The organism is Acinetobacter sp. TGL-Y2, assembly GCF_001612555.1.
In the GTDB taxonomy this organism is placed as follows: domain Bacteria; phylum Pseudomonadota; class Gammaproteobacteria; order Pseudomonadales; family Moraxellaceae; genus Acinetobacter.
Map to the genome: position 1 here is coordinate 1,670,191 of NZ_CP015110.1, position 14,514 is coordinate 1,684,704.

At 41.6% G+C, this 14,514-nt stretch carries 12 protein-coding genes and 1 pseudogene; 4 read left to right on the forward strand and 9 right to left on the reverse strand.

Annotated elements, in window-relative coordinates:
* Positions 1-4 precede the first annotated feature (4 nt).
* The 9 genes from AMD27_RS07835 to AMD27_RS07875 form a co-directional block, all read right to left on the reverse strand.
* Complete coding sequence (locus AMD27_RS07835; protein WP_067658616.1) at positions 5-691, reverse strand: 3-oxoacid CoA-transferase subunit A; 687 nt, start codon at positions 689-691, stop codon at positions 5-7.
* Positions 692-734: 43 nt separating this feature from the next.
* On the reverse strand, positions 735-1,964 hold the full coding sequence (gene benE, locus AMD27_RS07840) for a benzoate/H(+) symporter BenE (RefSeq protein ID WP_067658619.1): 1,230 nt from the start codon (positions 1,962-1,964) through the stop codon (positions 735-737).
* A 56-nt stretch (positions 1,965-2,020) separates the two neighbouring features.
* Positions 2,021-2,806 carry a benzoate diol dehydrogenase BenD gene (gene benD / locus AMD27_RS07845; RefSeq protein WP_067658623.1) on the reverse strand — a complete coding sequence of 262 codons (786 nt, stop codon included), beginning with the start codon at positions 2,804-2,806 and terminating at the stop codon, positions 2,021-2,023.
* 36 nt (positions 2,807-2,842) lie between these two features.
* On the reverse strand, positions 2,843-3,859 hold the full coding sequence (benC, locus tag AMD27_RS07850) for a benzoate 1,2-dioxygenase electron transfer component BenC (protein ID WP_067658626.1): 1,017 nt from the start codon (positions 3,857-3,859) through the stop codon (positions 2,843-2,845).
* Positions 3,860-3,990: 131 nt separating this feature from the next.
* On the reverse strand, positions 3,991-4,500 hold the full coding sequence (benB, locus tag AMD27_RS07855) for a benzoate 1,2-dioxygenase small subunit (protein ID WP_067658629.1): 510 nt from the start codon (positions 4,498-4,500) through the stop codon (positions 3,991-3,993).
* On the reverse strand, positions 4,497-5,894 hold the full coding sequence (benA, locus tag AMD27_RS07860) for a benzoate 1,2-dioxygenase large subunit (protein WP_067658638.1): 1,398 nt from the start codon (positions 5,892-5,894) through the stop codon (positions 4,497-4,499). The genes benB and benA overlap by 4 nt, the downstream gene beginning before the upstream one ends.
* An 81-nt stretch (positions 5,895-5,975) precedes the next feature.
* Positions 5,976-6,896, reverse strand: a complete 921-nt coding sequence (gene catA, locus AMD27_RS07865) for a catechol 1,2-dioxygenase (RefSeq protein WP_067658641.1) — start codon at positions 6,894-6,896, stop codon at positions 5,976-5,978.
* A 202-nt stretch (positions 6,897-7,098) separates the two neighbouring features.
* A complete protein-coding gene (gene catC, locus AMD27_RS07870; protein WP_067658644.1) occupies positions 7,099-7,389 on the reverse strand; it encodes a muconolactone Delta-isomerase in 291 nt (96 codons plus the stop codon).
* Between the two features lie 40 nt (positions 7,390-7,429).
* A complete protein-coding gene (locus tag AMD27_RS07875; protein ID WP_067658647.1) occupies positions 7,430-8,539 on the reverse strand; it encodes a muconate/chloromuconate family cycloisomerase in 1,110 nt (369 codons plus the stop codon).
* A 115-nt stretch (positions 8,540-8,654) separates the two neighbouring features.
* Between AMD27_RS07875 and AMD27_RS07880 the strand changes: the two genes are divergently transcribed.
* From AMD27_RS07880 to AMD27_RS07895, 4 genes and pseudogenes are all read left to right on the forward strand, one after another.
* Complete coding sequence (locus AMD27_RS07880; protein WP_067658650.1) at positions 8,655-9,569, forward strand: LysR family transcriptional regulator; 915 nt, start codon at positions 8,655-8,657, stop codon at positions 9,567-9,569.
* Positions 9,570-9,963: 394 nt separating this feature from the next.
* Positions 9,964-11,333, forward strand: a pseudogene (locus AMD27_RS07885) (MFS transporter).
* Between the two features lie 245 nt (positions 11,334-11,578).
* A complete protein-coding gene (locus AMD27_RS07890; RefSeq protein WP_067658653.1) occupies positions 11,579-12,874 on the forward strand; it encodes a DcaP family trimeric outer membrane transporter in 1,296 nt (431 codons plus the stop codon).
* Between the two features lie 703 nt (positions 12,875-13,577).
* Positions 13,578-14,384, forward strand: a complete 807-nt coding sequence (locus AMD27_RS07895) for a thioesterase family protein (protein ID WP_067658656.1) — start codon at positions 13,578-13,580, stop codon at positions 14,382-14,384.
* The last annotated feature ends 130 nt before the right edge of the window (positions 14,385-14,514 follow it).

The window sequence follows — 14,514 nt, forward strand, 5'->3', positions numbered from 1 at the left end:
ACGCTTAGGCTTGAATATCTGGGGTAGACGGCATTACCGCAACCACATGCTGTACAAAAATTCCCGCAGTAATAATATGCTCAGGATCAAGTGTACCCAGTTCAACAACTTCAGAAACTTGAGCAATGGTCACGTCTGCCGCCATGGCCATGATGGGGCCAAAGTTACGTGCAGATTTGTTATAGACCAAATTGCCCCAACGATCGCCTTGATGGGCTTTGATTAAAGCAAAATCAGCTTTAATCGGATTTTCCAAGACAAAGTCTTTACCTTCATAATTGAGTGTTGGTTTACCTTCAGCCAACAATGTTCCAAACCCTGTTGGCGTATAAATCGGTCCAAGCCCCATACCTGCCGCTTGAATACGACATGCTAAGTTGCCTTGTGGCACCAGTTCGAGTTCGATTTTTCCTGCGCGATAAATTTCATCAAATACATAAGAATCAGATTGGCGAGGGAATGAGCAAATGATTTTACGTACCGCGCCAGTTTTCAGCAGTTTTGCTAGACCGTAGTCGCCATTTCCTGCGTTGTTGTTCACAATGACCAAATCTTTCACACCCAGATCAATCAAACCGTCAATGAGTTCTGCCGGTTGTCCTGCTGTACCAAAACCACCAATCATGATGGTTGCACCATCTTTGATTTGAGAAAGGGCTTCTTTTAAAGAAGCGGAGCTTTTATCGATCATAATGTATCCTACTTAAGCTGTGCTAAATCTATCTGTATGAACTTCATTGTTTGGATTCAGGGAGAGAAGTTGAAGTGTTCACTGCTGGCGATGTACGGTTTTTTTTGCTGAGGATAAGATGTGCAATGATGCCAATACAAATCCCCCAAAAAACCGAACTTAAACCCAGAAATTGCATACCAGATGCAGTGGCTAAAAAAGTAATCAGCGCTGCATCACGTTGATTTTCATCTTTCATTGCAGTGCTGATATTGATCCCAATGGCACCAAGCAATGCCAAGCCTGCCAAGGCTGCCACCAACTCTTTAGGCAATAAGCTAAACAACATCACGATACTGCCTGCAAAGAGTCCACCTAAGATGTAGAACAACCCATTTGCAACGCCTGCGATATAACGTTTATCTTTGAGCTCATGCGCATCTTTACCCATGCATAAAGCTGCGGTAATCGAGGCGAGCACAATGGTGATTCCGCCCACACAAGCAACTGCGAGCGATGCGATACTGGTGGTGGTAATAATCGGTTTGGCAGGCGTGTCATAACCGCTGAGTTTCATGATTGCCATGCCCGGCAAAAACTGACCACTTAGACTGACCAGAATTAATGGAATGGCAAAATTGAGCATGCCGTTTAGTGTCCATTCAGGAGAAATAAACTGTGGAATGGCTAGGCTAAACTGCATTTCAACAGGATTCATTTTGCCCAAAACTAAACTGAGTACGATACCTGTAATCAAGACCCACAGCATGCTATAGCGAGGGGAGATACGTTTAGAGAGCAGAAAAACCAAAAGCATACCAAAGACAATCCAAGGCATGCTGTCGGTTGCAGTAAATAATCCGAGTCCAAACTGAAATAAAATGCCTGCCATCATGCCGGCAGCAATGGACTGTGGAATCCAGTGCAACAGTTTGTCGAAATATCCACTCACGCCAATGACTAAAATCGCAATTGCAGCGGTAATGTAAGCTGCAACGGCTTCATTCAAACTTAAATCTGGGAATAAGCTCACCAATAGTGCCGTACCAGGTGCAGACCATGCTGTAATCACGGGAACTTTATATTTAATCGATAAATAAATCCCTGCCACAGCCGCACCAATGGAAATCCCCCAAATCCATGAAATCATCATGGCGGAAGACACATTGGCTTTTTGTGCAGCTTGAAAGAAGATAATCAAGGGTCCTGAATAGGAAATCAGCACAGCCAAAAATCCTGCGACTGTTGCTGAAAGTGACCAATCTTGCTTCAAGGTTTTAAACAGGGTCGTCATTGCTACTGCCTCCATGCTGAGAAATCAATACACCTGTAACTCATTTATAATCAGATTTAACCCTGATCGCCACCACCGACTGGAACCACAGTTCCTGTCATATAAGAGGATTCATCCGATGCCAGAAACACAATGGCATTGACTTGTTCTTGGATACTGCCATAACGACCCATGAAGGTACGATCAATAGTTTGATCAACCACTTCTTGCATCCACTGCTTTTCATGGTCTGTAAGCGGTGTGGCATTGCGTGGAACTTTACGAGGCGGTGCTTCTGTACCACCTGTTGCAACTGCATTTACACGAATACCATCTTGTGCGTGTTCAAAAGCAAGCGCAGCCGTGAGTGCATTGACACCCCCTTTAGATGCCGAATAAGGCACTCGATTGATCCCACGTGTTGCAATTGAAGACACGTTTACAATCGTACCTTTCTGGTTTTTAATCATTTCAGGTAAAACTGCACGGCAGCACCATAGTGTTGGGAACAGTGAACGATTGACTTCTTTCACAATTTCTTCTTCAGAAAACTCTTGGAAAGGTTTCATCCAAATGGCACCACCGACATTGTTAATTAGAGCATCCACACGACCATAAACTTCAATGGCTTTGGCAACCACAGCTTGTGCACCTGCAAAGGTTTCAAGATCCGCATTGATGGTGATTGCATCACCACCTTGTGTCTTAATTTCAGCCAGCACATCTCTCACGTATGCAGACAGGTCTGCCATCACCACTTGTGCGCCTTCTGCTGCCACTTGTAGAGCAACTCCGCGACCAATGCCTTGTGCAGCACCCGTCACGATCACGACTTTATTTGAAAATCGATTTGGATTTGACATTGAAATATCTCCTAAGCTAGACCTTTAAATCAGACATTAATTGGCAGAGAATTTTTCAAACAGGAAGTTTGCAGGTTTAACGCCTTCAGTATCCAACCAACCACGAACAGCTTCCACCATTGGAACTGGACCGCATAGGTATACATCTACATCACCACCGTTTAACCAGTCATTTTCAATATGACCTGTCACGTAGCCTTTACGCTCATGATTTGAGTCAGGGCTTGCCACCACAGTGCGGAACTCGAACCACGGTAGTTTGTCTTGAAGTTCATTCAGTTTTTCCAAAGCCACCAAATCAAAGTCATTGGTTACGCCAAAGACCAGACGTATAGGATGATCTGAGCCTTTTTCTTCCAAGACTTTAAGCATTGACATGAATGGAGCAATACCTGTACCGCCTGCAAGCATGACCACTGGACGCATAACATTACGTAAGTAGAAGCTACCAAATGGACCTGTGAAGGTCATTTTATCGCCCACTTGTGCATTGGCACTTAGGAACTCACTCATTTTGCCGTTTGGCACGTTACGCACCACAAAACCCGTTAAACGATTACCTGGTTTAGAGCTAAATGAATAAGAGCGTGTTTCTGTTGTGCCTGGAAGACCGACATTGACATATTGACCTGCCAGGAAATGAATATCAGGCTGACCTTCATCCAGTTGAATATCAAAAGTGAGGGTGGAGTCTGATAATTTTTCTACACGAGTCAAGCTGCCTTCAAAAGCATGAATCTGAGTTTTACATACATCAGATGAGGCTTGAATTTGAAATACTGCATCAGAAGTTGGTTTACATTGGCAAGCCAAAATATAACCTTCAGCAGCTTCTTCAGGGGTTAGTGCATCTTCAATATAGGTTTCTTCAGGCATATCAAACGAACCTGATTCACAAAATGCGCGGCAAGTACCACATGCGCCATCACGGCAATCCAGTGGAATGTTAATCTTTTGGCGATAAGCTGCATCTGATAGACTTTCACCTTGAGTGACGGTAATAAAACGTGTAACGCCATCTTCAAATTGAAGTGCAATATTGTGGTTTGACATGGCTGAATATCCTTTATCAATCTTGTAGAACTAGACCTAAGTAGCCCAGATCCATCAGGGCTAGGCGGTGTTTAACCTCGCTGCAGGAGAGGGAGATATTCATCCCGCAGTCTGAAAGGGAACCGGTTAGATTAGAGGTGGTAAATATCAATCACTTGGTTGATATAGTCATTTTTGAGTACCACATATTTACTTAAAATTTGTGGTTGTTCATTTGAAAAATCAATTTCATAACGTGACATACCAAAGTAGCTATAACTGGTCTTGTAACGGAAACTTAAAGTGTTCCAGTTAAAACGCACAGTGATTTTATCGCCATTACGTTCCAATACTTCAATATTACTAATGTTGTGACTGGTACGTGTGTCAGGCATGGTTGCAGAAGAACGTTCTGTTTTAATACGGAATACACGGTCTTCTAAACCTTGACGGTCAGGGTAATAGATCAGTGAAATTTCAGACTGTGGGTCAGTTGTTAGTTGGTCATCATCATCCCAAGCAGGCATCCAAAATGAAGCGGATGGGGCGTAGCAATTGACCCACTTATCCCACTGTTCATCATCTAGAAAACGCGCTTCACTGTATAAAAACTGTGAAATATTTTCTAATGAAACAGCATTTTGCGTTGTAGGCGTGTTCATGCGGTTTCTCCTGTTGTTGACGTTTCAGTTTCAGCGAGCTCTTTTTCAGATTGAATGGCTTTTTTCATACTGTGTAACCAGTATTGATGCTGAGCCAAATACAGGCCTTCATCTTCAGTTTTGATACCGCTCAAAACAGGTTTTAAACCAATTTCATCTGCGGCTTCATCTGGTCCATGAATCCAATGTTTTGAACCACGGCACATGTCATTCCATTCAAGTTCAATGCCGGCATAACCTGCTTGGCACGCACGGAATTCTTCTAAGTCATCAGGGGTTGCCATGCCTGATGCATTAAAGAAGTCTTCATACTGACGAATACGGCGTGTACGTGCTTCTGGTTCTTCACCAACAGGTGCAATACAGTAAATGGTCACTTCAGTTTTATTGACTGAAATTGGGCGAAGAACACGAATTTGTGAACCGAATTGATCCATCAAATACACGTTTGGATATAAGCACAGGTTACGAGAGCGTTCGATCATCCATTTCGACATCGGCGCGCCGAAGTTTGCGGTGTATTCTTCTGCTTTGGTGAAGTTTGGACGGTCTTCTGGGTTTGCCCATTGCGTCCAAAGCAACATGTGACCATGTTCAAAGCCGTATGAACCACCCCCTTGTTTACCCCAAGAACCTGCGCTCATGGCACGAATATTATCGGCAGCTTGTGCTTCTTTACGGTGCTGCGTTGTTGCTGCATAGTTCCAATGCACAGCAGACACGTGATAACCATCTGCACCATTTTCAGCAGTCAATTTCCAATTGCCTTCATAGGTATAAGTAGAAGAACCACGCAGCACTTCTAGACCTTGCTCAGACTGACCCACAATCATGTCAATGATTTTGGTGGTTTCGCCCAAGAATTCTTCTAAAGACGGTACATCTGGATTTAAGCTGCCAAATAAGAAACCTTTATAATTTTCAAAACGCGCGACTTTTTTCAGGTCGTGTGAGCCGTCTTTATTGAAACAGTCTGAATAACCTGCATCAACTGGATCTTTAACTTTTAAAAGCTTACCTGAGTTATTAAATGTCCAACCGTGGAATGGACAGGTGTAGGTCGCTTTATTGCCTTTTTTATGACGACAGAGCTGTGCGCCACGGTGCGAGCAGGCATTGATCATGGCATTGAGTTCACCTTGACGGTTACGTGCAATGATGATCGGTTGACGCCCCATGTGTGTGGTATAGAAGTCATTGTTGTTTGGAATTTGGCTTTCATGCGCCAAGTACACCCAGTTGCCTTCAAAGATGTATTTCATCTCTAAGTCAAAAAGGGCTTGATCTGTAAATACAGAGCGATGAAGTTTAAATTCGCCACTTTCATAATCGTCAACTAAAAGTTCATCTATACGATCAAGGTGGCTTGTATTAATGACTGGAATACGTGGCATGTCCGTTCTCCGACTGACCAAATTTGGGCAAGTCACCGAAATGTCATCAAATTGACACTTCGGTTTCTTAAGATTCTTTAATTAAGCGCTAACGCGGCGACGATCAACTTCAGTCGTTGGTGCAGCAGCTTGTTCTTTAACCAGTTCAACATTGAACTGAATATGTTTGAATGGTTTGTTTAAACCACGACGCGCAATCTCAGCTTCATCCGTGACATCTTCAGCTGTAGCCACTAAACCATCACGTGTTGCAAATGCGAAGTCATCCCAAAGATACTTGTCGCCTTCAATATTGAATTGTGTGGTCAATTTGCGGTAGCCCGGTGCAGATACGAAATAATGCACGTGTGAAGGGCGGTTACCATGACGACCTAATTTATCCAGCACCAACTGTGTAGTGCCTTCTGGTGGGCAACCATAACCAACAGGCATCGTCGTTTGAGCAACATATTGACCTGAGGTATCTGTTAAAACTGTACGACGTAAGTTGAAGTCAGATTGTGACTTATCAAAGAATGAATAGTTACCTAAACTGTTGGCATGCCAGATTTCAACTTTAGCACCTTCGATGATATTACCTTGGGTATCCTTGACAGTTCCTTCAATGAATAAGGTCGGGATTTTATCTGTTTCAGAACCATCATCCATACGCGTAAAACCGATTGATTCAGGCGCACCTGCGACATACAGTGGACCTTCGATGGTGCGTGGTGTACCACCAGTAATCCCTGCTTTAGCATCAGCTTCGTCTGCACGTAAATCTAAATAATGCTCTAAACCCAAACCTGCTGCTAAAAGGCCCAATTCATTGGCTTGACCTGCATCTGTAAAATACTCTAAGCCTTTCCATAGCTCGCTTTGAGAGATATCTAAATCTTCAATCGCTTCGAAAAAATCACCTAACAAACGAACCACGATTTGTTGTACACGCGCGTCCACAGGACCTGTTGCGGTATCTACATTCATTTGTTTTACAAGTGCATCAATTTGTTGACGGTTCATACTAATTCTCCTTAAGTATGCATGCTCATTGGGTGGCTGTTGTGCTTTGTGTAGAAAGCTTTTAGCTGCCACGTTCCTTGTTTGAATCCATGTGTGTTGCAACAGACCTTGACTAAGTATCCTTGTCTGTGTTGAAAATGATCGGAATCATTTTCAATTTTTTCATGTTAAAAAAATATTCTATTTGTGCTGAACGTTTAAATTAACGGTCATCTTCATGAATTGAAGAAGGGTGGCGATTTAAAGCCATCACTTCAATGTTCATATATGGATAAAGCGGAAGACCTTGCAAAATGCTGTGTAGTTCTTCATTACTTTCTACATCAAAAATACTGGTATTTGAGTACTGACCCGTAATACGCCAAATATGACGCCATTTGCCTTGACGCTGTAATTCATGCGAATAAGCTTTTTCTACAGCTTTAATTTCGTTGGCTTTCTCCACTGACATATCCACTGGGATGTTGACATCCATTCTGACTTGAAAAAGCATGTGAAACTCCTTTGATTTACATCAATATCATGTCGGCGTATTAACGACGGCGTAGTTGGTCAATTTTGTCTTCATCCAACTCAATCCCTAAGCCTGCTGTGTTTGGAACAGTCAGTTCAAAGTTTTGGTATTGAAGGGGGTTTTTTAAAATTTCTTCAGTGAGCAGCAGTGGACCGAAAAGTTCAGTGCCATAGGCTAAATTTTCAAAGGTCGAGAACGCATGAGCAGAAGCAATCGTTCCGACTGAACCTTCAAGCATAGTGCCGCCATAAAGGTCAATCCCTGCCAGTTGTGCAATTTTATTCACTTCACAACCTTCGATCAGACCGCCAGACTGAGCTACTTTAACCGCAAATACAGAGGCTGCATGACGTTTAGCCAATTGATAAGCACTGTTTGGACCCATCAAGGATTCATCTGCCATAATCGCAATATCAAATCTGCGGGTTAAGCGTTGCATCGCATCGATGTTATCAATGGCACAGGGTTGTTCAATCAGATCAATACCACCATCTTGTAACAGTTGAATGCCTTTAATTGCTTCAAGTTCTGACCATGCACGATTCACATCCACACGAATAGACACGTCTGTTCCCAATACTTTTTTAATTGCTAAAACGTGTTCAACATCGGCTTCAACTGCACGCGAACCAATTTTGAGTTTGAAAATGTTGTGGCGTTTTGTCGCAATCATTTTTTGTGCTTCAGCAATATCTTTATCGGTATCACCTGATGCCAATACCCAAAGGACAGGTACGCTGTCACGTAAACGCCCACCCAGTAATTCGCTAACAGGTAAACCTAATCGCTGTGCTTGAATATCAAGCAGTGCAGTTTGAATGGCGCATTTCGCAAAGCGGTTACCATTAATATGTCGTTTGATTTGTTTTAAGGTTTGCGCAACGTTCAAACCTTTTAAGTTTTTAAGCAAAGGTGCAAAATAGGTATCAATATTGGTTTTAACGCTTTCTGGACTTTCATCGCCATAACCTAGGCCACCAATGGTGGTTGCTTCACCCCAACCGATAAATCCGTCATCGGTTGTGACTTTAACCAAAACCAGTGTTTGTGTTTGCATTGTCGCGACTGCCATCTTATGCGGGCGAATCGTTGGAATTTCGACAAGTAGCGTTTCTATGGATTTATACATCTTGAGCCTTCGCAACCTTGCTTTGTGTACCTGTTGTGATATACCTTAAAAGAATAATTATGTGCTGTCGAAGACCTAATTTGCATTTTAATATATAAAAAAGGTATGAAGTATTATGGAACTTAGACACCTTCGCTACTATGTGGCCGTTGTAGAGGAACAAAGTTTTACCAAAGCTGCTGAAAAATTGTTCATTGCACAACCACCTTTAAGCCGTCAGATCCAAAATTTAGAAGCTGAACTCGGAATTCAATTGTTTGAGCGAGGCAGTCGCCCACTTAAGACCACAGAGGCAGGTCAATTTTTTTATCAGCATGCGGTTAAACTTTTGTCTAATGCTGAAGAAATTAAAGCCATGACCATACGTGTAGGGATGGTTGAGAAAACAGTCACTATGGGCTTTGTCGGGTCATTGCTCTATGGACTACTACCTAAAATTGTCTACTTGTTTAGACAGCAGCAACCGCATTTAAAAATTGAACTCATTGAGATGAGCACCAAAGAGCAAATTCAGTCTTTAAAAGAAGGACGAATTGATATTGGTTTTGGTCGCTTACGTATTTCAGACCCTGCTGTGCGCCGAGTCCTGTTGCGTGAAGAGCCTTTAATGGTGGCGGTACATTCGAGCCATTCACTGGCGAGTCAAAAGCAAGGTGTATATCTGGCTGATATTGCTGATGAAAGTATTTTTCTATACCCAAGTCATCCCAAACCCAATTTTTCAACGCAAGTACGTAGTCTATTCTCAGAGTATGGTTTAGATCCAAAAAGTATGCGTGAAGTGCGCGAAATTCAGTTGGCACTGGGTTTAACTGCTGCGGGCGAAGGTATTTGTGTAGTGCCAGAGAGTGCCAAAACCATTCAGCTACCGCACTTACACTACATTCCCATTTTAGATGATGCGGCAACCAGTCCGATCTTTTTAGCGATTCGCTCGATGGATGAAAGTGAAGATATTCGCTCATTATTTGACTGTATTTATCAAGTCTATGATTTAGAAGCCATCAAATATGACAGGGCCGTGATCTAGTCAGAGCCTAAGTCTTAGACTTTGGTCATAGAGGGTTTTCTGTACGGTCGTATGCGATACTTAAAACAGCATCATCAACCCTATTTTAAGCCATCTACTCAAGCATTTTTTTAAAATTCACCAGACTTGTTTTTAATTTTATTTATAGATCCGAAAATTTGATTATGTGGTCAAAGATTCGGATTTTTTTCCACTCATCGTTAAGTCAGACTAGATAAATCTCAATATTTTTGCGAAATACCACCGATACTAAACATATAAGGTATTGTTTTCGCATTATTAATTTCAGTTACACACTTTAAAGGTATAAATATAGAGTTATTCGGTTTTGGACATTAAAAAAGCTTTGCGTCATTGTTCGCGGTAGATAAACATTCACGAGCAGGAGAGCAAGGTGAATACAGAAACAATCAATATCAACACGGTGGTTGATGAAGCGAAATTTACACCATTTCATTGGAGCGTTTTGATTTGGTGCTTATTGATTATTATCTTTGATGGTTATGACTTGGTCATTTATGGTGTGGCTTTACCACTACTGATGCAAGAATGGGGACTATCTACTGTTCAAGCAGGCTTTCTCGCCAGCACAGCACTGTTCGGTATGATGTTTGGTGCAATGAGTTTTGGCACACTGTCAGATAAAATTGGTCGTAAAAAAACCATTATGATTTGCGTTGGTATTTTCAGTGGTTTTACCTTCTTGGGTGCATTTGCATCCAATCCCACAGAATTTGGTATTTTACGCTTCTTGGCCGGTTTAGGCATTGGTGGCGTCATGCCAAACGTGGTGGCTTTGACCACAGAATATGCACCGAAGCGCATTCGAAGTACCTTGGTTGCAGTGATGTTTAGTGGCTATGCCATTGGCGGTATGGCATCTGCACTATTGTGGGGGCATTTCTGGTGGTTGATTATGGCTGGGAAATGATGTTCTATATCGCAGGATTACCATTTTTAGCACTGCCTTTAATATGGAAATTTTTACCTGAATCACTGATGTTTATGACCAAAAAAGGCGAAATTGAGAAAGTCCGTCAGGTGGTACAAAAAATTGCGCCTGAGATGAATCTACCTGTTGGTACTCGCTTTAAATTGGATGAACCTGTGGCAGGGGATGAGGCGCCTTTAAAAGCATTGTTCCAGCAAGGTCGTATGTTCAGCACCATGATGTTTTGGGTGGCGTTCTTTATGTGTCTACTCATGGTTTATGCATTGGGCAGTTGGTTACCCAAACTGATGCTTCAGGCAGGTTATTCACTCGGTGCAAGTATGTTGTTCCTGTTTGCCTTAAACATTGGTGGCATGGTCGGCGCGATTGGTGGTGGTGCAATGGCGGATAAGTTCCATTTAAAACCTGTATTGACCACCATGTTTGCGGTCGGTGCGATTGCTTTAATACTCTTGGGTTTCAATAGTCCTCAAGCGGTATTGTACGGATTGATTGGAATTGCGGGTGCTGCGACCATTGGGTCTCAAATTTTACTCTATACCTTTATGGCACAGTTCTATCCAGCGGCAGTACGTTCTACAGGTATGGGCTGGGCATCAGGGATTGGTCGAATTGGTGCCATTGTCGGACCTGTACTGACAGGTGCATTACTCACGTTAGAGCTACCGCATCAAATGAACTTCTTGGTAATTGCAATACCGGGTGTGATTGCCGCGATTGCAATTTTCATGGTGAACTTGAAAGCGTCAGTTGAAGGCGAGAAAATTAGACAGCCCCATTTAGTTGCAAATGTGGAACAGACTGCGCGTTGAGAAAAATAAGCCTACATCGATAGGGTGTAGGCTTATGTATTCAAATGAGCGAATAAAAAACTTAAAACCAAATTCGGTTCATTTTTTGAATGATTAGACTTTGATCAATACTGAATCAATATTTGTAGGCAATAAGTATTATTGGAATTAACTTCTTTTCATTAGACCATTTTAAACGGAAATTAAATCGAGTTTTTAAATCAGCAAAGTCAGGACTGACTTAAATAACATAGGATGTGTTAACCATGAATCATTTTAAAAAAACCACACTCATGATTGGATTAACTGTGAGCATGACAGGCATAGTTCATGCACAATCCGATACAGATATTGATCAGCTTCGTGCAGAAGTTAAAGAATTAAGAGACTTGATCAAGCAATATACACAGACTCAACAGCAGCAAAGTCAACATATACAGCAAGTACAGACTCAAGTATCCAATGCTGCTATAGCTCAGCCCAATCAAACTAAAACTCATAAACCCAATGGTTTAGCTTTAACTGTAGCAGGCTCAGAAGTGAAATTGTATGGTAATGTGCGTATGGATGCCCAATATCAAGCAGAAGGAGGTGCAGCCGCTCGTTTATATAACCAAATTAGTAGTGTACCTTTACAAGGTGTGAATGAGCGCAGCGATGAATTTAAATCTACGCTTTCAGCAACGCGCTTAGGACTTGATTTTAAGACCCCGACACAGGGCAAAGAAGTCATAGGTAAGCTTGAGGTTGATTTTTTAGGCGGTGCAAATTTTGATAATTTGCGTATACGTCATGCTTATGTCAATTATGGCAATTGGTTACTGGGTCAAACTTGGTCTAACTTTGCTGTACCCGATTATATGCCTGAAAGTGTAGATGCATTAGGTTTTGTCGGGGGTGCAGTGAAACGGACACCACAAGTCCGTTACAGCCACAGTTTTAATCCTGAAACCCATTTGATCAGCAGTATTGAAGATCCAAAAGACACATCCATCAGTACGCGTATGCCTGCATTTACCACGCGTTTAAATCATAAAGTGACTGATACATTGGCACTAAGCGGACGTGTAATGGCGCATGAGAAGCGTATCGATCAGGATGAAAAATGGGCATGGGGCGTGGGCTTAGGCGCCAAATACGATCTACTCCCAAAGACGTCGATTAAAGCAGATTATTACCATGTCAAAGGCGATAGCAGTTTTGTCTCATGGGCAAATACTGGCGTCCTTGCACGAAACAACGAAATTGTGGCACAGAATAAGTTTGATTCGATTACTGTGGGTGTGACCCAACAATTTAATGACAAACTACGCGGTACATTGGGCTATGGCTTTATGAAATTTGATCAAGACTCAGACTATATTAATGCTTCAGTCAATCAAACAGCGATCAACAAAGAGTTATGGCAAGCTTGGGCCAATATGTTTTACAGTCCAACCAAGCCGATTAGCCTAGGTGTGGAATATGTTTATGGTGAACGTGAAGCATTTGGCGCAGCACCAAATGCTTCTACTAAAGGCGAAGATAATCGAGTCAACGCCGTGGCAATTTATAACTTTTAAGGATCTTTTATAGCTTCTTAGATTAACTTTAAAAGAGAACAGCTCGTCTGTTCTCTTTTTTATTGAGGTTTTCTTTATGATTAAAAATCATCTTAATCATTTCCTTTTCTTAAAAACAATAGAACAGTGGTTCCTAAAGAGGGGGGCTTTATGTAAATTCGCTTCTCTTAAAAGGAGAAGAAATGTTCACGCTCTAACTCGAATTTCGGAGAGCTTTTTTCTTCAAAATAATCGAATAAGTGTAGTTTTATGATTAATTAGCCTAAGAGAATTATTTACTCGGCTCAATGGCACGCTGACTCCACCTTCAGAACTGATTTATATTTGGGTTTGAAAACTTGAAATCCACGTTTGATAATCCATTTCATATTGGCTTAACAAAACTTAAAATGAAGTTTATAAAGTAGTCAAATGATTGCTATTACGAGTGCTTATATCAATGGGCAAGCAGAACCATTGTCTTTATATTTGGATAAAATAGCCTAAGCAAAAAAAAGATTTTTCACCAAAAAAAACTCTCAAATTAAAATAACTGATTAAAAAAATAAGTACAAAAATTAATGCAATCCCTTACTGCTCAAAGACAAGCAAATAAAAAATTATAATGCACTAAGTTCTCATTTAAGTTAAAGTCATTTTTCAGCGAAATATGCTATAAATTTAGGACAATGAACGCATTATGGTCAGTATTTAAGGAAAAAGAATGTCCGCCTATTATTCATTTTTAAACCGCGAACAGCATGAAGACGGTAGTATAACTACATTTTATCGCGCTGAAATTCATGCACAAGGTGCATGGAATCCACACGAACAACATATGGCACCTGCTACTGGTATTTTATGTCATGAGTTGGAGCTGTTCCAACACAGAGATGATGTTCGTATCGGCAGAATCAGTTTAGATATCTTTGGTTTAATCTCCTTTGGGGATTTTAGTATTACCACACGAATGATTCGTAAAGGAAAAACTATAGAGCTGATCGAAGCAGAAATGCGCGCGCATGACAAAACCTGTATCGTGGCACGTGCATGGCGAATGATGACTCAAGATACATCTGCTATTGCTGGACTTGAAGATCATGCCTTAGAAGGTCCTGAACATATGCCGGTTTGGGAAGGGATGCGAGACTGGCCAGGCGGCTTTATTCAGAGTATAGAAACACGTGCCGATGCATCTCGCCGAGCAGGAAAAGGCGTGGTATGGATGAAAGGTCTAAATAATATGGTCGAAGGTCAACACTGTTCTGACTTTGTCCATATTATGGGATTAGTCGATACTGCAAATGGGATTGTCCCGCGCCAAGATCCGAAAGCCGATTGGGCTTATCCGAATTTGGACTTACAAATCCATATGCACCGCTTACCTAAAGGAGAATGGCTGGGTATAGATGCGATACAGCAGTATGGTGATGATGGTATTGGGCTTACCAGTGCGGTGTTACATGATACACAAGGTGCATTTGGGCGTAGCGAACAAATTTTAACCTTGAGACCCTTATCCCCAGCTTAAGTTAAATAAAACACTCAAGCTATGAGATGTTTGATTTGATAAACAAAAAAAGGAAAACATCATTTTTCCTTTTTTTGTCTAGATGGATCATTTCTTCGCCAATATCGCCCATATCTTTTTATACATTTTT